This is a genomic window from Hymenobacter artigasi (assembly GCF_012275535.1).
Taxonomy (GTDB): domain Bacteria; phylum Bacteroidota; class Bacteroidia; order Cytophagales; family Hymenobacteraceae; genus Hymenobacter; species Hymenobacter artigasi.
The window spans coordinates 485,508-505,015 of record NZ_JAAVTK010000001.1; the positions used below are offsets into that span (position 1 = coordinate 485,508).

Sequence of the window (19,508 nt, forward strand, 5' to 3'; positions counted from 1 at the left end):
CTCCGGTCCGACCGCCCTAGGCGGTCGGACCGGTTGTCGTGCGGACGGAACCGGTGGTTTTTAGACCGGTACCGTCCGCGAAAAGCGGTCGGACCGGAGCATACGTCGAATATCAGATTACTTATGCACGACTACCTAATCAGAAACAAGTCTGGAAACCTTTCTACGCCCCGCACCTACCGCGCCGCCGGCCCCCGCCTTCGGCCCCGGCCCCGGAGGCCCGGCCTGGGGCCGCCCGCCCCCGCCGGCCTCGCGGCGCATGCGCTAGCCCCGGACGACCTCACGGCCCTGCGCCAGCGGGCGGCGGGGCACCTTCGCTAGCCGCCTGGCCGAGCTATAGGCGGCGCGTCCGGCCGGGGGCCGGGGAGAAGGTGCCCACCCCGCCCCCACCCCCACAAAAAAAGGCCCCGATGCACAGCATCGGGGCCTCCTTCAGGCAGTAGCGAAGGCTACTATTCCACCACCAGGCGCAGGGAGTGGGGGCCGCTGCGCACCACGTACACGCCCGAAGCCAGGCCGGTAGGCAGCGCCAGGGCGGCGGTACCGGTGGCATCGGCCGTGGCGGCCGTCACCTGGCGGCCCAGCGCGTCGAACACCGTCACCAGGGTGCCGGGCTGCGCCCCCGTGAGGGTGGCAGCCGCGTGGGCCGGGTTGGGGTACAGGGCCAGCGTCGTCTCGCCGCTCAGCGCCACGCTACGCACCACCGAGTAGGTAGCAGTGCCATCCAGGTCTACCTGCCGCAGGCGGTAGTAGAGGGCCGGCTGGCCGGCGGGCAGTTTGCCATCGAGCAGGGCGTAGGCTTTCGGGGCAGTGCTACTGCCGGCCGCCGCCACCGTGCCCAGCCGCTCAAACGCGCGGCCGTCGAGGCTGCGCTCCACGTCGAAGAACGCGCTGTTCTTCTCCGAGGCCGTGGCCCACTTGAGCTGCACGGCCGTCTTGCCGGCCAGCGTGGCCGTAAAGTCGCTCAGCTCCACGGGCAGCGGGTTGGCCGTGTTGCCCAGCGTCCAGATGGAGAAGTCGCTGATGCCGGTTTTGGTCACTACATTGGGGCCGGCCGTGGTGGAGCGCTGCTGCTGCCAGGGGCCGGTGAGGGCCGTGGTAGACTTGTACATCGCCAGGTTGGCCACCGCGATGCCGTTGAGCTCGTGGGTGAAGTAGGCGAAGGCCAGCGTCACGTTCAGGCCGGTGTTCACGGCGGGTTGAATGTCGAAGTAGCGCTGCACGCTCTGGCTGGTGCCGGCCCCGGTCAGGGCCGTGCCGGTGACGCGGGTAAGCAGCGTGCTGCCGGGGGCAGTGGAGCCGGCGGCGGGCGTCAGCGTGAGTCCCAGGCCACTGAAGGCCTGCGCCGCGCCGGCAGTCAGTACCCGGTTCATCACCACTTTGCCATTCACGTAGCTGGTTTCGCTCTCGCTGATGGCGGCCGAGCTGCCCATGTTCACCTGGTAGCTGGCAGTGGTGGTGAGCGTGCCGCTGGTCAGCGTCAGGCCCGCGTTGATGGTCAGGGTCTGGCCCAGCTGCACGGTGCCGCTGGCTTTGTTCACTACCACGGTGCTGAAGGCCGTGGAGGCCGTGCCGCCCAGCGCCTGGGTGGCCCCGGTGCCCACAAAGGCCACGGTGCCCGTGAGGGTAGCGGTGCCGCCGTTGTTGGTCCAGTCGCCGTTCACCTGCAGGGTGGCGCCGCTGGCCACGGTCAGGCTGGCGCCGCTGGCCAGGGTCAGGCTTTTGGCAGCCCCGGTGCCGGTGGCCAGCAGCGGGTAGGTGGCGGGGCTCACCACGGGAATCACCACATCGGTCGTGGCCGAGGGCACGGTGCCGTACTGCCAGTTGCTGCAGTCGGTCCAGCTGCTGCTGCTGGTGCCCAGCCAGGTAGCCACGGTGGGCGCGGGCGAGGTCACGGTCACGAAAGCCGACTGCGTGGTGGTGTTGCCGCTGGCGTCGCTCACGGCCACGGCCACGGTCTGCACGGTACCCACCTGGGCGCAGCTGAACGTGTTGGGCGTTACCACCACCGAGCTCACCCCGCAGTTGTCGGTAGCGCCGGTGTATACCTGGCTGTTGGTAACCGTAGCCGAACCGGCCGCGTTCAGCGCCACCGTAGCCGGCTGGGTGAAGGCGCTGTTGTTGGGCACCAGAATGTAAATGCGCTTCACGGTGTAGCTGCTGGCATTGTACTGGAACGTCCAGTCGGGGTGGCCGATGCCGACCGCCTGACTGCCAATTCCAATGTTGCCGATACCGCCGCCACTGCCGGTGCCGCCCCAGTTGTTATAGGCCAGCAGGGTCTGGCCCGCCGTCACGTTGTGCACCTGAAAAGAGCCGTAGTCGCCATTATTGCTAACCTGGTCGCCAAAGTCATAGGTGCTGCCGCTGGCACCGGGCACGTTGTCGCTGTTACCAGTGCCATAGTTCCAGCGCCACATCTCGATGCGGCCGGTGCCCAGGCTGGTACCGGTGGTCACGCCGGCATTGCTGCTGGCAAACACGTTCAGGTTGGCCACGCTCTGGCTCCAGACCTTATTGTTGGCCGTGGGATTGGGGATGCCCAGCTGGGTCAGGTTGGCGGCAAAATTGTCCATTGAGGCCCACACCCACTTGGTGCTGGTGCCGTCGTTCAGCTCCATGAAGTAGGCCACGCGCGCCGGGTTGGCAATAGCCGCGCCGGCGTTGTTCACCGTGTAAGGCACGGCGGCCAGCGCGTTGAAGTTCGCGACATTGGGCACGTCGAGCTGATAGAGCACCCCGTAGCCACCGGCCTCGGGCACATTGCTGGTAGCCAGCACGGGCGCGGCCGGCAGGGGGCCGCTACCCGCAGCAGCCGGCGCCAGGTTATCGGTCACCGTTACCGGGAAGCTGCTGCTGCTGGTGTTGCCGCTGGCATCGGTGGCGGTAGCCGTGACGGTGGTGGTGCCCACGGCGAAGAACGAGCCCGAAGCCGGGCTGTACGTCACGGTGGCGGTGCAGTTGTCGCTCACGGCCTGGGTGCCGGCCAGCGTCACGGTGGCACCGCACTGACCAGCGGCTGCGTTGGCCGCTACCGAGGCACCGGCCACGGCCGTGGCGCTGCCCCGCACAAACATGCGGTGGACGGTGCTGGCACCAGGGCCGTTCGGGTAGTCGTCTACTTCCCAGCGGTTGCTCAAGCCCTTAATGCCCCAATGGTAAGTCCCGGATTTCCAGAACGGAAATTCCGTAGCGGCACTAGTACCCTGGTTGGTGAAATATTCAACTGTTGCCGCCGGCAGGTTGGCCGTGTGGCCGGGCAGCGCCGTGAAGCTGCTGCCGATGCCCGTCATGGAGCCGGTGCCGGTTTTGAGGTAGCTGAGTACGCCGGCCAGCGAGGTTTTGAAGTGGATGATGCGGGCGTGGGCCGAGGTCTGGCCGTAGAAGCGCACTTCCAATGGGTTCATGGCGGCTACCAGGGCCGGGGCAGCGTGGCCCCAGGCGGCAGTGGCGCTCTCGTCGGTGCCCAGCGCGGCGCTGGTTTGCACCGGCAGGCTGGTAGTGCGCGCGTTCAGGACGGGGTTGGTGCCGCCCTGGTGCACGTAGTTCAGGATTTCAACCCAGCCGCCGCCGTCGGTGGTGCCGTCTACGTAGCCCAGAAAGGTGTTGCCGCCAATGCTGAACGTGTAGGTGCCCGTGGCCACGCCCTTGGCGCAGCTCAGGTTGGTGAAGGGGCTGGCCGGGGTGCCCGCGCCGCAGGCCGCGAATACGGGGGCAATGTTATCGGTCACCGTCACGATGGCGGTAGCCGAGCTCTGGTTGCCGCTGGCATCCGTTGCCACCAGCACCACAGTATTGGCGCCCAGGTTGGCACAAGTGAAGGTGGGCGTGAGCTGCAGCAGGCTGATGTTGTCGATGGCAATGTCGATATCCGTCGTGCCAATCTCGCCCCGGAAAGCCAGCGTGTGGCTGGTAGCCGTGGCCGTAAAGCGCAGCGAGAAGGGCGTCCACACCACCCCGGGGTTGGGGAAGGTGCTGAGCTGCGTCCCGTTGAGGTCGACGGCGAAGGCCGGCGTTCCTACCGCGCCGGAGTTGTAGAAGTTCTCGTAGCTGCCGCGCAGCAGGTAGGTTGCGCCCACCGTCAGGCCGGTCACGGTCTGGCTCAGGGTGGGGTCGGTGGTCGAGTTCCCGTTGTCGTTGAGGATATACATGCCGCCCGGGTTGCCGCCGGTGCTGCGGTAGCCACCGTTGCCATCAACGTTCGCGGCCGTCCAGCCGGTGGCGTTGGTGTCGAAGGTGCCATTCACCACTTTCTCCACCCCAAATAGCTCCAGCGTTTGCACGGCGCAGTTATCGGTGCTGCCGTTGTTCACGGCGGCGGCGGTTACGGGGGCCGTGCCGCTGGCGCTCAAGGCCACGGTCACGTTCTGAGCTACGGCGGTGGGGGCGATGTTATCGGTCACCGTCACCAGGGCCGGGGCGGTACTGGTGTTGCCGCTGGCATCGGTCACGGTCAGGGTCACGGGGGTACCGTTCACCACGGGGGCGGCGGCGGTGGTCCAGGTGGGGGTGTTGTAGAGCGTGCCCGTGCTGGCGGAGGCCGTGGCATCGGCCACGGTGGTGCCGCTGCCTTCGTTGAGGCGGTAGTAGGCCACCAGGCCGGCGGTGGCACCGGGCAGGCCGATGCTCTTGTTGGAGCTGATTTGGGCGGCCGTGCGGGCCACGTTCCACACGCGAACTTCATCGACGGCACCAGTCAGGAACTCACCGGCCTGCGGGTACGAGCGCTGGGCAATGCGCCAGACGGTGCCCGTAGTAACAAAGGCCCCCGGCACGGTGGAGCCGTCGGCCACGCCGTCTACGTACAGCCGGAGGGTGGTGCCGTCGTAGGTGGCGGCCACGTGGTGCCAGGTATTGAGGCTGAGCGTGGTGGCACCGGACAGGTCGTGGTTCTCGCCCACGTAGTAGAGCTTCCCGCTAATCAGCAGCAGGCCCGCACGCTGGTTGTCCGTCGGCGTACCGTAGTTGAAGATGGCTCCGCTGGAATTCGCGGCCGTGGGGTACACCCAGGCTTCGATGGTGCGGGCGGCGTTGCCCAGGGGCAGGCTGGCGTTGGTGCCTTCCACGTACTGGGTGCTGCCATTGAAGCTCAGCGCCTGGGCCACGGTGGCCGGCACTGCGCTGGCGCAGGTGAAGGTGCTGGGCGACACGCTGAGGCTACCGGCGGCAGCCGCGCCGCAGTTGGCGGTGCTGCCGTTGTTCACGGCGGTAGCCGCCAGGGTGGCGTTGCCGCCGGCGCTCAGGGTCACCGTCGCGTTCTGGGCAATGGCCACGGGCAGGGCGCAGGTAGCGGCCGTGATGACGCTGGAGTTGTCGCCCTGGCCGGTCACCGAGGTTTTATTGGCCCGCACGCGGTAGTAGTAGGTGGTGCCGGGCGCCAGGCCAGCAATGGCCAGGCTGGTGCCGCTGCTGGCCGTGAAGGGCGAGCCGCTGATGACCGAGGCAAAGGTGCTCCCCGTCGAAACATCCACGCGGTAGCCGTTGTCCACGGTGCCGAGGGCCGGGGCCGTCCAGTTGGCCGTGAAGCCACTGGTTGTTATGCTGGTGGCGGCCGTAGCGGTGGGCACCACCAGGGCGTAGCTCTCCACCCAGTTGCTGGTCGTGCCGGTCAGGGCGAAATTAGTGAGGGTGCCGTGGTTAGTGGAGGCTACATCATAAAGGGTCGTAAGGCCCGTGTTTGTACCTGCGGGTGTACCCTCATCAAAGTTGTAGTAAGCCACCAGGCTGGCCAGTACGGCGGGCGCGGTGCTCAGCATGTCGCTCTGCACCTGCGCCGCAGTGAGCACGGTGTTATATAGGCGCACCTCGTCGAGGCCGCCGCTGTAGAACTCAGTGGAAAGGCCCGGCTGTGCGCCCAGCGTGAGCGGATTGGTGTTGGTGCTAATCGGGCCGGTAATGGCACTGCCACCCGTGAGGGTAGGCGTCACGGCCACCCCGTCGATGTATATGCGTACGGTACTGCCGTCATAGCTGGCCGCCACGTGGTGCCACTGGTTGAAATATGCCGCGCCGTAGGGTACCGTGTAGTGGCTCCAGCTGCCGCCCTTGTTCAACCAGATGCGCAGGTTCTGCCAGGTATCATCGGTACGCGGGAAGATGTAGCCAGTGCCAGCGGTTGTCGACGACTTACACACGACGTTCTGCGTGTTGTTGCCCGTGCCCGTGGGCTTAATCCATGTTTCAATCGTGAAGTTGGTGGTCAGGCTCAGAGCCGCCGTATTGGGGATGCTCACGTAGTCGTCGGTGCCGTCGAAGGCCAGGGCGTTGCCGGGGGGCAGCAGGGCCGTGAAAGCCGTGCTGGTGGCCGTGCCGCCGGGCGTAGTCACGCTGCTGGTGCCGGTGGCCGTGGCCCCGGCTGGCACCCGGAAGGTGATGGCCGTGGCCGTGTTGGTCAGGATAGTAGCTGCCGCACCGTTGATGCTCAGGCTGGTGGTGCCGCTCAGGCTCGTGCCGGTAAGGGTAACGGGGATGCCCGTACCGGCCGGGGTGGGCGAGAAGCTCGTGATGACAGGGGCTGCTGCCTGGTTAAGCAACACGCTCGCATTGTTGGTGCTAAAATTAGACACCAGGATATCCAGGTCGCCGTCGCTGTCTAGGTCGGCGGCAATGATGTTCTGGGGCTGGGTGCCCACGGCTAAGTTGGTGCTGCCGCTGTAGTTGCCCACGCCATCGTTGAGCCGCACACTTGCGGAATTACTACCGGCATTGGACGTGAGGATATCGAGGTCGCCGTCGCCGTCCACATCGGCCGCCGCGACACTCTGGGCATTGGCCCCCACCGTTACATCGCTGCCGCCGCTGAAAACGCCGCTGCCGTTGTTGAGGCGCACGCTCACCGTGCCAGCACTGGAATTAGCCGCAAGGATGTCCAGGTCGCCATCGCCGTCCACATCGGCGGCCACAACCCCAGAGGTCCCAGCGCCTGCCGCTACGTTGGTGGTGCCGCTGAAGCTGCCGCTACCGTTGTTGAGCCGGACGCTTACGCCGAAGGTGCCGCCAGAGTTTGCCACCAGAAAATCCAGGTCGCCGTCGCCGTCCACGTCGGCCGCCGTCACACACACGGGATAGCCGCCTGCGGCCGTGGCCACATCGGAGCCACCGCCGAAGCTGCCGCTACCGTCGTTGAGCCGGATGCTCACATTTTGGCTGTTATAATTGGCAGTGAGGATATCCACGTCGCCGTCACCGTCTACGTCAGCGGCCGTCACAAATTGGGGTTGGCTGCCCACCGGCACTTCGGTAGTGCCGCTGAAGACGCCGCTGCCGTCGTTGAAGCGCACGCTCACCGTACCACTGGCGTTAAGATTCGCCGTAAGGATATCCAGGTCGCCGTCACCGTCTACGTCAGCGGCGGTCACGCAGAAGGGCGTGGGCCCCACCGCTACATTGCTGCCGCCGCTGAAAAAGCCGCTGCCGTTGTTGAAGCGCACGCTCACCGTATTGCTGACCTGGTTGGCCACGAGCAAGTCCAGGTGGCCGTCACCGTTCACATCGGCCGCAAACGCGCTGCGGGGGTTCGTGCCCGCCGCCACAGTAACGCTGGCACTGGCGGGGAAGGCTGCAGGAGCCACGGCCGCGGCGGCCGTGAACTGGTACACGTGCGGCAGCGCCGCGCCGCCACTGCTGCTCTGCACCGAAGCCGGCACGGTCACGAAGGCCGTTTCGCCGGGGCGCAGGGCCTGGGCCGGGGTCACGGTCAGGGTGCTGCCGCTGGCCGTGGCATTGCCGCCGCGCGCGAGCTGGCCACCGCGCTGGCTGCTGAACACACGCGCATTACCGGCCGTGGCCGCGTTCACGGCCTGGTCGAAGGTGATGCCCACCGGGCTGGTGCGCACCACATTTTTGGCGTTGCGCGCCGGGCTCAGGCTTGTTATCTTCAGGGGAGACAACACGTAGGTCAGGGTGCCCACGCACACGGTTTGCTGCCCGGCGGCGCCGCCGCAAGCGCCCGTGAAGCCGAAGCGCACATTCGGGCTGCCGCCGAAAGTGGTGCTAGCCAAATTGTCGACGTAGCTGAACTGCTGTATCCCATCCAGAAACACGGTGAGCGTCGTGGTGGCCACGTTCCAGGTCACGCGAAACGTGCGGACGCCGTTAAAATTCAGGTTGGGCGAAATGGCCGCGTACCGCAGCGGTGTAGAACTACTGTTCTTCACCAGCGCCAGGTGCGAATTGTCGTTGTCGTTGTAAGTACCGCCCGTGCCACTGTTGTAGGTATCCAGCTCCACGGCTACCGACGGGACTATCCCCCCCCCGCCGTAGTAGTTCAGGTTGGACCCACTCTGGCCCGGATTGACCGTAGCCGCGCCGTTCTGGAGCACAAACGCAATACCATCGGCCCCGCCCAGGGTGGTGGTAAAGTTCAGGTCGAAGTTGTAGGCCAGGCTAATGGTGGAATTGCTGAACATGGAGCCCGTGGCCCCCCCGGCATTCGGCGTTATGGTATAGCAGTTGCCCCCCTGAACGCTGGCATCGCCATTGGCAGTAAATGTCATGGCCTGGGCCATGGCCGCCGGGACCAGCCCGATGCCTAGTAGTAGCGTTAGCAACAGCCGCGCCACCAAGGCCAGCAACGGAGGGTTGGAGCGAGTTGGACGAGCCAGCTGCCATGAATGGGTATTGGTTTTTTGCATAAAAAGATTGGGAATAGACAATTGCGTAAAAGCACAGCTTTATTCAACACAACAGCCTGAAAAAGAAAGTGTAATAAAAAAATTAAACGGATACAAAGCTAGCTTAATAAAATATATGACTACATAGAAAAGTAATAATTATTTTTCCTTATGTAACGATTACCAAATGCGAAGGGATTTAGCATGAATTCTCCTTCTGCTGCTGTTGTTTGGCAACAGCACTGGTGTAGTCCCGGCCAGGCACACGCAGCCCGGAAGCGTTGGCCACACCTCCTCAGCACCTACCCAAATAGGACAATTCAAACCCGGCCGGACGCAGCGCAACCAGCACAATGGCCAGGCGCAACCGGCACTGTACCAGCGGTCACGTAGTCAGCGGCCTCCCCCCTACTCCACCTTCAGCGTACGGGCCACGCGCTGCTCGCCGGCCCGCACCTGTACTCGGTACATACCAGGCACTCGGCCCAGCAGCGGCACTTCGGCGGTGCCCCCGGCACCGGTCAGGCTCACAGGCTGCTCAAACACGGTGGCCCCGAGCGCATCGGTGAGCGTCACGGTGGCGGTATTGGCTCCCGGCACCGCCGGCACTTGCACCGTGGCCCGAATATGGGCCGGGTTTGGGTACACGCTCACGTCGGCCAGCGGGGCCAGGTCCTGCGCGTGGGCGGTCGGCGCCCACAGCTCCAGCAGGGCCGGAACTGCCAGCATGCCCAAACGGGGCGATAACACAATGCTTCTCATAGCGTGGATAAGTTAGATAAAATAACGCCGGGGCCACCGGCAACAAGCGCCCCCTTATCCCGGCATCAGGCGCTCCGCTCTATAGTCATTACTCGTCCATGCACCGGCCCTGCCTGCTCCTCCGTCATCGTCAGTCCTCCTTTCCGCATACTCGAAAGCTGAAGTCCGCGTTTACCGATTCTCCATAAAAAAAGGTCCCCTTCCAACGGAAGGGGACCTTTAAAATTGTGCGGGAGGCCAGAAATTAACCCGCCGCCAGTGCCTCGGCACCACCCACGATTTCGAGAATCTCGGTCGTGATGGCCGCCTGACGCGTCCGGTTGTAGGTCAGCTTGAGGGCCTTGAGCAGCTCACCGGCGTTGTCGGTGGCTTTGTCCATGGCCGTCATGCGGGCGCCGTGCTCCGAAGCGTTGCTTTCCAGCACCGCCTTGTAAAGCTGAATCTTGATGGACTGCGGAATCAGCGTCTGCACGATGTCCTCTTTCGAAGGCTCGAACAGGTAGTCCACGTTCGACTCCGGCATAGCCGTGGCTGGCGCTGCCTCCTGCACCAGCGGCAACAGCTGCTGGGTGCGGATAATCTGCGTCGCCACGTTACGGAACTCGTTGTACACCATCACCACCTCGTCATAAGTGCCGTTGCGGAAACCTTCCATGGCCACTTCTGCCGCCGCCCGCACCGTCTCGAACGACAGCTTGGCGAAGACATGAGTGTAGTCGCCCACCGTCTGGCCGCGACGGCCGTAGTAGTCGTGCGCCTTCTTGCCAATGGCCATCACCGAGATGCTGGCCGCCGACAGGTTACCGTAGCGCGAAGCAATGGCTGCGTTCACGCCTTTGAACACGTTCGAGTTGAACGCGCCCGCCAGGCCCCGGTCCGAGGTAATGGCAATCACCAGCACCTTGCGCACCTCCCGGGCCACGCCGTATTCGCTCACAATGTCGTCGTCGGCATTGCGCGTCAGGTTGGTCAGGATGGCGTTCAGCCGCTGGGCATAAGGCCGCATCCGGATAATGTTGTCCTGGGCACGGCGCAGCTTGGCTGCCGCCACCATTTTCATGGCTTTGGTAATCTGCTGCGTGCTGCTCACCGACTGAATGCGGCTACGGACTTCTTTTAAACTGGCCATTATTTTGAATTAAAAATTAAGAATTAAGAATTAAGAATTAAGCCTCGCGGTACCCGGCTGGGTTAGCAATTCTTAATTTTTAATTCTTAATTCTTAATTGATTACTTGGCTGCGTAGTTCGCCGACACGTCCTTCGCTACTTCGCGCATCGCCTTGGTGGCAGTGTCGTCGAGCTTGCCGGCTTTCAGGGCCTTCAGCACGTCGGGGTAGCGGGAGTTCATCACCTGGCCAAACTCCTTCTCAAACTCACGCACACGGTTCACGGGCACGTTGTCGAGGAGGCCGTTGGTGGCGGCGTAGATGATGGCCACCTGGTCCTCCACCTTCACGGGCGAGTACTGGGGCTGCTTCAGAATTTCGAGGTTGCGACGGCCGCGCTCGATGGTGAGCTTGGTCGAGGCATCGAGGTCGGAGCCGAACTTGGCGAAGGCTTCCAGCTCGCGGAACTGGGCCTGGTCAAGCTTCAGCGTACCGGCCACTTTCTTCATCGACTTAATCTGAGCATTACCACCCACGCGCGATACCGAGATACCCACGTTGATGGCCGGGCGCACGCCCGAGTTGAACAGGTTGGTCTCGAGGAAAATCTGGCCGTCCGTAATCGAAATCACGTTGGTCGGGATGTAGGCCGATACGTCACCGGCCTGCGTCTCAATCAGGGGCAAAGCCGTCAGCGAACCACCACCTTTCACGAGGTGCTTGATGCTCTCGGGCAGGTCGTTCATGTTCTTCGCAATCTCGTCCGAAGAGTTGATTTTAGCGGCCCGCTCCAGCAAACGGCTGTGCAGGTAGAACACGTCGCCAGGGTATGCCTCGCGGCCCGGAGGACGACGGAGCAGCAGCGACACCTCGCGGTAAGCTACGGCCTGCTTCGACAAGTCATCGTAAACCACCAAGGCCGGACGACCCGTATCGCGGAAGAATTCACCAATAGCAGCACCCGTGAAGGGCGCGTAGAACTGCAGCGGAGCCGGGTCGGAAGCCGAAGCGGCTACCACCACGGTGTAGTCCATGGCACCGCCCTTGGTGAGGGCCTGCACTACCTGGGCTACCGTAGAAGCCTTCTGGCCGATGGCCACGTAGATGCAATACACCGGCTGGCCGGCCTCGAAGAACTCGCGCTGGTTGATGATGGTATCGATGGCCACGGCCGACTTACCCGTCTGGCGGTCACCGATAATCAGCTCGCGCTGGCCACGGCCAATCGGAATCATCGCGTCAATCGACTTGATGCCGGTTTGCATCGGCTCGGTTACGGGCTGGCGGAAGATTACGCCGGGAGCCTTGCGCTCCAGGGGCATCTCATACAGCTCGCCCTGGATGGGGCCACGGCCGTCGATGGGCTGGCCCAGCGTGTTTACCACGCGGCCCACAATGCCCTCACCAACTTTGATGGAGGCAATTTTCTTGGTGCGCTTCACCGTGGCGCCTTCCCGGATTTCCGAGTAGTCGCCCAGCATCACGGCACCCACGTTGTCTTCTTCCAGGTTCAGCACCAGCCCTTGCAGGCCGTTTTCGAACTCAATCAGCTCGCCGGCCTGGGCTTTGCTCAGTCCGTAGATACGGGCCACGCCGTCGCCGACCTGCAATACGGTGCCGACTTCTTCCAGCTCGGCTTCCGACTTGAAATTGGACAATTGCTGCCGCAGGATTGCGGAGACTTCGTCCGGACGTACTTCTGCCATTTTTGGGGGGAATAAGGTATAGGGAATTCGGGATATGGGGTGGGGACAGCGGGAGCGTGTCCCCTATCCCAACTTCCCTATACCCTACAGTTTTTGTTGGTAAGAATTTTCTTGCAGCGACGTGCGCAGCTTGCGCAGGCTGGTGCGCACGGAATCGTCAATCTGGTTGTCGCCCACCCGCAGCACGAAGCCACCGATGAGCTCGGGGTCAACTTTCTCGGTGAGTTGCACCTCGGTGAGGCCGGTCTGCTTGGTCACCAATGCCTGCATTTCGGCGCGGGCAGCCGGCGTGAGGGCCGTTGCCGACGTTACTTCCGCCGACTGAATGCCCTGCATGCTGTTGTACTGCGCCAGAAACTCCGGCCCGATTCCTTCAATCGCCGACTCGCGGTTTTTGCTGGTCAGGATGGTGAAGAAGCGCAGGGTCATGTCCGATACCTTGCCGCCGAAAATGGCGTTTAGGATGGCCAGCTTCTTATCGTGCTTCACAATCGGATTGCGTAGCAGCAGGCGCAGGTCGCGGCTTTCGGCCATGGTCTTGCTCAGCAGGTCCATGTCCGCTTTCACTGCGCTCAGGGTGCCCATCTCCTTGCCCAAGTCGAGGAGCGACTTGGCGTAGCGGGCCGCTACTCGTTGGTCAGCCATATTATTAGTAGGGTCTTGGGGACTTTGGGACTTGGGGTCTTGGTTTTCCTGGCAATGGTTCGTTGAACACATTACCAAGTTCCCAAGACCCCAAGTCCCCGAGACCCTAGTTCAATTTAACGTCTTTCAGGTAAGAATCGACCAGCTGCGTTTGGGCGGCGGGGTCGGTCAGCTCGCGGCGCAGGATGCGCTCGGCAATGTCGAGCGAAAGCTTGGCGGCGGTATTTTTTACTTCGGCCAGGGCTGCGTTTTTCTCCTGCTGGATGGCTTCGCGAGCTTGCTGGATGATGGTGTTGGCTTCGGCGGTGGCGCGGGCCTTTTCGGTCTCGCGGTGCTGGTTAGCCATTTGGGTGGCCTCCTGCATCATGCGGTCACGCTCGAGGCGGGCATCGGTCAGCAACTTCTCGTTGCCGGCTTTCAGCTGCTGCATCTCAATTTTGGCCTGGTCGGCCATGCGCAGGGCACCTTCGATGCTGTCCTCGCGCTCTTTGAGGGCGAGCAGAATCGGCTTCCAGGCAAACTTGGCCAGCAGGAACAGTACCAGCAGGAAGATAACCAGTTGCCAGAAAATCAGGCCGAGTTCAGGGGATAAAAAAGCTGGCAGCATTGATAGGGTATTTTTAAAAAATGTCAACTAATCAGGTATACAGATTAGGAGCAGGTAAGCCCGCCGCGCCAACTGCGTATTGCAGCAGCGGGCGGCGGGCTTCCAACTACTTCCGGGCCCAAAGCCCGGCCCGTTACTAAACGAGTTTGGTCCAGATAAGCACGCAGACTACGACTGCGAACAGGCCCAGACCTTCAATCAGAGCGGCGGCGATAATCATAGCCGTCTGGATTTTGCCCGAAGCTTCCGGCTGACGGCCGATAGCATCCATGGCGCTGCCGCCGATGCGACCGATGCCCAGGCCAACGCCCAAAGCCACCAGACCTGCACCGATACCGGCACCCATTACAGCCAGACCGGGACCGTAGTTAGCTGCCATAGCAACTGCTTGCAAAAACAAAGAAAGAAGCATAATAAAAAAAGAAAAAGGGGAAAAAGAAAAAGTTCGTCAGTCCCGTAGCGGGGAGGGGGGGATTGCCACGGGCTGGCCGAAACAGCCAGTTGGCGGGTGGCGGGCACCCGGCCGTTTAAGTCAGATTAGTGGGCAGCGTGGGCAGCTTCCGAGTCGTCGCTGTAGCCTATTTGCATGTCGGCATCATGGTGCTCCTCTACTGCGCCGCCGATGTACATCGAGGTGAGCAGGGTGAAGATGAATGCCTGCAGCAGGGCCACCAGCAATTCGAGCACGTTGATGAACAGGCCGAAAGCCAGCGTCACCGGAGCGACGGCCCACGATTTGAAGATGAATACCAGGCTGATAAAGCTCAAGACCACGATGTGGCCCGCCGTGATGTTGGCGAACAGACGAATCATGAGCGAGAAGGGCTTGGTGAAAATACCAATTACTTCCACGATAATCATGATGGGCAGCAGCGGCTTGGGCACGCCGGGCGTGGCGAAAATGTGGGCCCAGTAGTACTTGTTGCTCGATGCCAGGGTGATAACCAGCGTCATCAGGGCCAGCACCATGGTCACGGCGATGTTGCCGCTCAGGTTGGCCGCGCCGGGCGTGAGGCCGAGCAGGTTATTGAACCAGATGAAGAAGAACACCGTGAGCAGGTACGGCATGTAGCGCTCATACTTCGGGCCGATGTTTTTCTTGGCTACTTCGTCGCGGATGAAGACGATGATGGGCTCGAAGAACGACTGGATGCCCTTAGGGGCGCGGCCGTGGTTTTTGCGGTAGCCGCTTGCTACGGAAATAAACACCACGAGCATCAAAATTGCGCTGCCAATGAGGCCGGCAACGTTTTTGGTGATGGAGAAGTCGTAGAGCTTGCTGCCATCGGTGCTCACGAGCTTTTCGTGGTCGAGCTTCAGGCCGTCATATTCCTTGCCGCTGGCTTCGCCTTCGCCGTTCGAGATTCTCTCGGAGGAGAATACCGAAACCCCTTTGCCGGGGCGGTAGGCGATAATGGGCAGGTAGGTGGTGAAATTGCCGGTATCGGTGGCCAGCCAATGCCACTCGTGCGAATCGCCGATGTGGTGCAAAATCATTTCACCGGGATTGAAGCCTTCGGCCTTTTCGCCCTCGGCAGCGGGTTCGTTAGCAAAAACGGACAGGGAGACGAAGCAGAGGAGAATCGAGAGTAAACGCTTCATTCAAAGTTAATTAATGACTAATTCCGGGCTAACGCACTATCATTGCGTTACTTGCTTTCCTGAAATCGGCCGCAAGTTACTCAAAGTAGCCCAGATTTCAAACCCGGCCCACGAAAAGTACAGGATGAAGAAGGCGCCGAGGAAGGTCCAGATGCCCCTCGGCTCGCGGGCAATGCCGCCGGCCAACAGCCACGTAACGAGGCCCAGCGACACCAATAGCCGGACCGTCATGCCGATGAGGTAGCCGGCAGCTAAGCTGTTGGGGTCGCGGGCCACGAGGCGCGCCGTGAGGCTGTAGGCGAAGTAGGTGAGCGCCGCCATGACGGCAAAAATGAGCCCGGTGCGCGGATGCACCACGGCCGTGCCGTAGAGGCGGTGCAGGACGTAGATGGGCAGCCCCAGCGCGGCGGTGAAGAGCAGAAACTGACGCAGGAACTTGGGCATAGACATAGATTGGGGCTGATACACCGTCATGCCGAGCATTCTGCGAATCAAGCAGAGACCGAGGCAGCTCGCGTGCCCCCAATAATCTTTCAACGATTGGTTTACTATTGCACGCGAGATGCCTCGGTCTCTGCTTGATTCGCAGAATGCTCGGTATGACGGTGGTTTCGTATTTACAGGGATTCTTTGGTGAGGCTGCGGATGACCTGGAACACGGCCAGGAATACGCCCAGCAGCAGCAGCCCGATGGTGAGCCAGGGCTGGGTGTGCAAACGGCCGTCGAGCCACGTGCCCAGCCAGGCACTGCCCCCGATGATGGCCAGCATCTGGAAGGCCAGGCCGGAGTATTTCATCACCGCCTGCAGGCGGTTGGAGCCGGCGGGCTGCGGGTCGGGAGGGGTGGGCATGGGCGGTAAGGGAGAGACGGCTGGCAAAGTTACGGCGCGGGCGGGGCTACGTTTGCCCGGGGAAAAACGTAATTTTACCCGGGCGGCTTCGTTATCTGGCAGAGCCGTCGAACATTTCCGGCTGCTTTAGGCGTTCCGGCTGCTCCGGGCCGTCCTTTCCTTTGCTTTGATTTTGACAAATTATTCGCTGACATATCGCTGGGCCGCGCTGCTCACCTTCCTGCTGGGCGTGGGAGCGGCGGGCTGCGCATCGGACAAAAATCTGGTGGCCCACGCCTTCAACAACGTGGCCGCCCGCGACAACGCCTACTTCCTGGCCCGCGTGAAGCTGCAGGCGGCCGAGGACAAGATGTACGCGGCCCGCGTGAACGACTACAACCAGACGCTGCCGCTGTTCCCGACGCTGGACAGTGCCAGCGTGAAGGCCAACCGGGCCGATTTGAACGACATTATCAAGAAGGCGTCGATGCCGATTCAGAACCGGCCGGGCTCGGACTGGACCGATGATGCCTACATCTTGGTGGGCTGGGCGCGCTTCTACCTGATGCAGTTTGATGATGCTGGCCAGACATTTAAGTACGTGAACTCGACCAGCAAGGACGCCAATGCCAAGCACGAAGCGTTGATTGGGCTGATGCGGACTTTTGTGGCGCAGGGCGAACTGGAAAGCGCCAAAGCGGTATCGGACCTGCTGGACAAGGAAGAGGGGCTGCCGCAGGATGCGCGCCAGCTGTTTCTGACGCGGGCCGACTACTACATCCGCACGGAGGAACCGGCCAAGGCCATCCCAGAGCTGGAAAAGGCCATTCCGCTGATTGAGTTTAAGAACGAGCGGTCGCGTACGCGCTATATTCTGGCGCAGTTGTACCAGGATGCCGGTGAGAACAAAAAGGCCTACGAGCAGCTCGAACAAATTATCGCTCGCAACCCGCCGTACGAGTTGGATTTTCAGGCCAAGCTGATGTTACCGCAGGTATCAGACCTGAGTACGACCGACCGCGTGAAGCTGGATAAGAACTTTGCCAACCTTCTGAAAGACACGAAGAACAAGGACTACCGCGACAAGATATACTACGAGATGGCGCGGCTCAACTACCGCGAAAAGAACTACCCCGAGGCGCTGAAGCTGCTGCAACAGTCCATTAAAGCCACCACCTCCAACCGCCTCCAGAAAAGCTATACCTACCTGCTGGCTGGGCGCATCTACTATGAAAACCTGCAGAAGTACCGCCTCGCGGCGGCCTACTACGACAGCACGGTGCAGAACCTGAACAAGGAAGCCAAAACCTACGCCGCCATCAAGGAGCGCAGCGGCATCCTGAAGGATTTTGCCAAGCAGTACACCATCATCGAAACGCAGGACAGCCTGCAGGCGCTGGCCCGCCTGGCGCCCGACGCGCTAAACCAGCAACTCGTTGCTTACGCCGAGGCGGAGCTGGCAGCCCAGAAAGTGGCCGCCGACCGCCTGGCGGCTCAGCAAAAGAAACAGGCTGCCGCCGCCGAGTTTGCCGGCCGCACTTCCTCCAGCAGCAGTGGCCTGGGCAGTAACCTGCCCGGCGGCACACCCAGTGCCGACCCGCTGTCGTTCGACCCAACGGCCGTGGCTTCGGGTGCGCAGTGGTACTTCGACAACCCGGCCACGCTGGGCACGGCCCGCGCCGACTTCCTGCGCAAGTGGCAGAACCGGCCGCTGCAGGACAACTGGCGCACCAGCCGCACGGGCAGCAGCTCGACCAACAACATCGCCAACGGGGGTGCGCCCATCTCCATCACCGGCAACGGCAGCACGCTGGTGAATGGCGGCCGGCCCGACTCGGCGGCCGTGGCCGCCGCCGCCGCCAACCCCAACGCGGCCAAGGATGCCCTGGTAGCGCAGTACCGCAAGGATATTCCCACTACGCCTGCCCAACTGGCGGCTTCCGACACGCAGGTAGAAGGCGCGCTGTACGAGTTGGGCGGCATCTACAAGGAGCAGCTGAAAGAGCGTGAAAAGGGCTTCGAAACCTACGAGAAGCAAGTGAACCGCTACGTACGTGGCGAACATGCCCCCGATGCCTATTACCTACTCTATCTCTACTACAAAGACAAGCCCGATGCGGCCAAAACCGCGCAATACGCGGCGGCACTGCAACGCGAGTTCCCGCAGTCGCTCTACGCCAAGCTGATTGCTGACCCGCTGTACCGCGAGCACGAGCTGGCCCTGCACAACGCCGTAGCCAGTCGCGTCGATTCGGCCTTCACGTATTACAAAAACCAGGAGTTCCGCAAAGCCACGGCCGTGCTGGCGCGCACCGAGCAGCAATACCCCAAGAGTGACCTCAGCGACCGGGTGGCCTACCTGAAAACGCTGCTGGTGATTCGGACGCAGCCGCCGCTCACGGCCCGCTCCTCGGTGGAGAAATTCTATAAGGATTTCCCGGAAAGCCCGCTGGTGCCGCAGGCCCAGGCCCTGGCCGCCACCTATCAGAAGAAGGATGATGGCCAGATTGCCGGTGCCCTGGCTTCTACCGAAAAGCCCGTGGTATCCATCTTCCGCCCCGGCGAAATCGATAACCGAATGCGCATTGTGTACCGCGAAGGGGATAGCCCGGCCAAAGCCCTGGGGCCAGTTACGGCACCGGCAACGCCGGCTGCTACCGCACCCGCACCGGATGCGATGCGGGCCATGCCCCGGCGCTCGGCGGCTGATGCCAAGCTGGAAGCAAAAAGCGCAGCCGAAGCCACAGGCTCGTCCATAACTCCCGCAACGGCGGCCCTGGGTGCTGCTCCGGCCACCAACGCGGTCCTCACGCCAGGCGCGGCACCAGTTGCGGCAGCTCCGGTCCGAAAAGGCCGCCCCACGCGCAAGCAGCTGGCCGATGAAGCAGCGGCGAAAAAAGCAGCCGCAACAGCAGCAGCTTCGGTGGCGGGCACTTTGCCGGCTGCTACGGGTGGTAGCCCCACTCCTACCGCGCCAACGGCCGCACCGCTTCCCGCTGCCGATACCAACGGTATGCCTGCCGCCCCCCCCGCAACGGCGGCCCCAGTCCGCAAGGGCCGGCCCACCCGCAAGCAGCTGGCCGACGAGGCTGCCGCGAAAGCGGCCGCTGCCAAAACGGCGGCGACAACGGGTGTCACCCCCGGCACTACGGCTCCTGCGGCAGGCACCCCAGCTCCCGCAACGCCGGCTACGCCCACGCCCGTAGCCGGGACCAGTACGGCTTCATCGGCCCCGGCCGTGGCCTACACCACCCAGCTAAACAGTCCGCACACGGTGGTGCTGGTGTTTCCGAAAGACTCGCCCGCTACCACGGGACTGGCGGCTCAGCTGGCTACTTACAACAGTCGTTTTTTCAAGGCAAATAACCTCACGGTTGAATCGGCGCCACTGGGAGCCGACCAGGAGTTGGTGGTGGTGAAAACGCTGCCGTGGGCCAAAATAGCCCAGAGCTACGCCACCAAGCTGCGCGGGCCGCAGTCGCCACTGGGCAAGTTGCACGGCGCAGGCTATCAGACCTTGGTCATTAGTCCCGAAAATCTGGCTTTGCTTCAGAGCAGCGGTGATTTGGCGGGGTATTTGACCTTCTACCAGCGCGTGTATAAATGAGTTAAAAGGCAGGAATTATGAGTTATGAG

At 62.5% G+C, this 19,508-nt stretch carries 12 protein-coding genes; 2 read left to right on the forward strand and 10 right to left on the reverse strand.

Going from position 1 to position 19,508, the window contains the following annotated elements; all coding sequences use genetic code 11:
• Nucleotides 1-123 precede the first annotated feature (123 nt).
• Nucleotides 124-321 (forward strand): hypothetical protein, encoded by a 198-nt coding sequence (locus HBN54_RS01975; protein WP_168671099.1) that lies wholly within the window; start codon nucleotides 124-126, stop codon nucleotides 319-321.
• Between the two features lie 131 nt (nucleotides 322-452).
• Here HBN54_RS01975 and HBN54_RS01980 read toward each other — a convergent pair whose 3' ends face one another.
• The 10 genes from HBN54_RS01980 to HBN54_RS02025 all read right to left on the reverse strand — a co-directional run bounded on the left by HBN54_RS01980 (nucleotide 453) and on the right by HBN54_RS02025 (nucleotide 15,893).
• Nucleotides 453-8,633, reverse strand: a complete 8,181-nt coding sequence (locus HBN54_RS01980) for an FG-GAP-like repeat-containing protein (RefSeq protein WP_168671461.1) — start codon at nucleotides 8,631-8,633, stop codon at nucleotides 453-455.
• A gap of 387 nt (nucleotides 8,634-9,020) precedes the next feature.
• On the reverse strand, nucleotides 9,021-9,374 hold the full coding sequence (locus HBN54_RS01985) for a T9SS type A sorting domain-containing protein (protein WP_168671462.1): 354 nt from the start codon (nucleotides 9,372-9,374) through the stop codon (nucleotides 9,021-9,023).
• 244 nt (nucleotides 9,375-9,618) lie between these two features.
• Complete coding sequence (gene atpG, locus HBN54_RS01990) at nucleotides 9,619-10,503, reverse strand: ATP synthase F1 subunit gamma (RefSeq protein ID WP_168671463.1); 885 nt, start codon at nucleotides 10,501-10,503, stop codon at nucleotides 9,619-9,621.
• A gap of 101 nt (nucleotides 10,504-10,604) precedes the next feature.
• Nucleotides 10,605-12,188, reverse strand: coding sequence for a F0F1 ATP synthase subunit alpha (atpA, locus tag HBN54_RS01995; protein WP_168671464.1), 1,584 nt, complete (start codon nucleotides 12,186-12,188; stop codon nucleotides 10,605-10,607).
• An 84-nt stretch (nucleotides 12,189-12,272) separates the two neighbouring features.
• Nucleotides 12,273-12,833, reverse strand: coding sequence for an ATP synthase F1 subunit delta (gene atpH / locus HBN54_RS02000; RefSeq protein ID WP_168671465.1), 561 nt, complete (start codon nucleotides 12,831-12,833; stop codon nucleotides 12,273-12,275).
• Between the two features lie 106 nt (nucleotides 12,834-12,939).
• Complete coding sequence (gene atpF / locus HBN54_RS02005) at nucleotides 12,940-13,440, reverse strand: F0F1 ATP synthase subunit B (protein WP_168671466.1); 501 nt, start codon at nucleotides 13,438-13,440, stop codon at nucleotides 12,940-12,942.
• 136 nt (nucleotides 13,441-13,576) lie between these two features.
• Nucleotides 13,577-13,852, reverse strand: coding sequence for an ATP synthase F0 subunit C (gene atpE / locus HBN54_RS02010; RefSeq protein ID WP_168671467.1), 276 nt, complete (start codon nucleotides 13,850-13,852; stop codon nucleotides 13,577-13,579).
• 125 nt (nucleotides 13,853-13,977) lie between these two features.
• Nucleotides 13,978-15,042 carry a F0F1 ATP synthase subunit A gene (gene atpB, locus HBN54_RS02015; RefSeq protein ID WP_168671468.1) on the reverse strand — a complete coding sequence of 355 codons (1,065 nt, stop codon included), beginning with the start codon at nucleotides 15,040-15,042 and terminating at the stop codon, nucleotides 13,978-13,980.
• Between the two features lie 39 nt (nucleotides 15,043-15,081).
• Nucleotides 15,082-15,486 (reverse strand): hypothetical protein, encoded by a 405-nt coding sequence (locus HBN54_RS02020; RefSeq protein ID WP_168671469.1) that lies wholly within the window; start codon nucleotides 15,484-15,486, stop codon nucleotides 15,082-15,084.
• Between the two features lie 173 nt (nucleotides 15,487-15,659).
• The gene (locus tag HBN54_RS02025) at nucleotides 15,660-15,893 is read right to left on the reverse strand and encodes an AtpZ/AtpI family protein (protein WP_210427903.1); all 234 of its coding nucleotides are present in this window, start codon (nucleotides 15,891-15,893) and stop codon (nucleotides 15,660-15,662) included.
• A gap of 172 nt (nucleotides 15,894-16,065) precedes the next feature.
• Between HBN54_RS02025 and porW the strand changes: the two genes are divergently transcribed.
• A complete protein-coding gene (gene porW / locus HBN54_RS02030) occupies nucleotides 16,066-19,479 on the forward strand; it encodes a type IX secretion system periplasmic lipoprotein PorW/SprE (protein ID WP_168671470.1) in 3,414 nt (1,137 codons plus the stop codon).
• Nucleotides 19,480-19,508: the final 29 nt, after the last annotated feature.

Excerpts from the sequence above, each read along its gene's own strand:
- HBN54_RS01980 (WP_168671461.1), bottom strand. The coding sequence starts at position 8,633 with ATGCAAAAAACCAATACCCATTCATGGCAGCTGGCTCGTCCAACTCGC.
- HBN54_RS01975 (WP_168671099.1), top strand. The coding sequence starts at position 124 with ATGCACGACTACCTAATCAGAAACAAGTCTGGAAACCTTTCTACGCCC.
- atpH (WP_168671465.1), bottom strand. The coding sequence starts at position 12,833 with ATGGCTGACCAACGAGTAGCGGCCCGCTACGCCAAGTCGCTCCTCGAC.
- atpG (WP_168671463.1), bottom strand. The coding sequence starts at position 10,503 with ATGGCCAGTTTAAAAGAAGTCCGTAGCCGCATTCAGTCGGTGAGCAGC.
- atpE (WP_168671467.1), bottom strand. The coding sequence starts at position 13,852 with ATGCTTCTTTCTTTGTTTTTGCAAGCAGTTGCTATGGCAGCTAACTAC.
- HBN54_RS02020 (WP_168671469.1), bottom strand. The coding sequence starts at position 15,486 with ATGCCCAAGTTCCTGCGTCAGTTTCTGCTCTTCACCGCCGCGCTGGGG.
- HBN54_RS02025 (WP_210427903.1), bottom strand. The coding sequence starts at position 15,893 with ATGCCCACCCCTCCCGACCCGCAGCCCGCCGGCTCCAACCGCCTGCAG.
- HBN54_RS01985 (WP_168671462.1), bottom strand. The coding sequence starts at position 9,374 with ATGAGAAGCATTGTGTTATCGCCCCGTTTGGGCATGCTGGCAGTTCCG.
- atpA (WP_168671464.1), bottom strand. The coding sequence starts at position 12,188 with ATGGCAGAAGTACGTCCGGACGAAGTCTCCGCAATCCTGCGGCAGCAA.
- atpF (WP_168671466.1), bottom strand. The coding sequence starts at position 13,440 with ATGCTGCCAGCTTTTTTATCCCCTGAACTCGGCCTGATTTTCTGGCAA.
- atpB (WP_168671468.1), bottom strand. The coding sequence starts at position 15,042 with ATGAAGCGTTTACTCTCGATTCTCCTCTGCTTCGTCTCCCTGTCCGTT.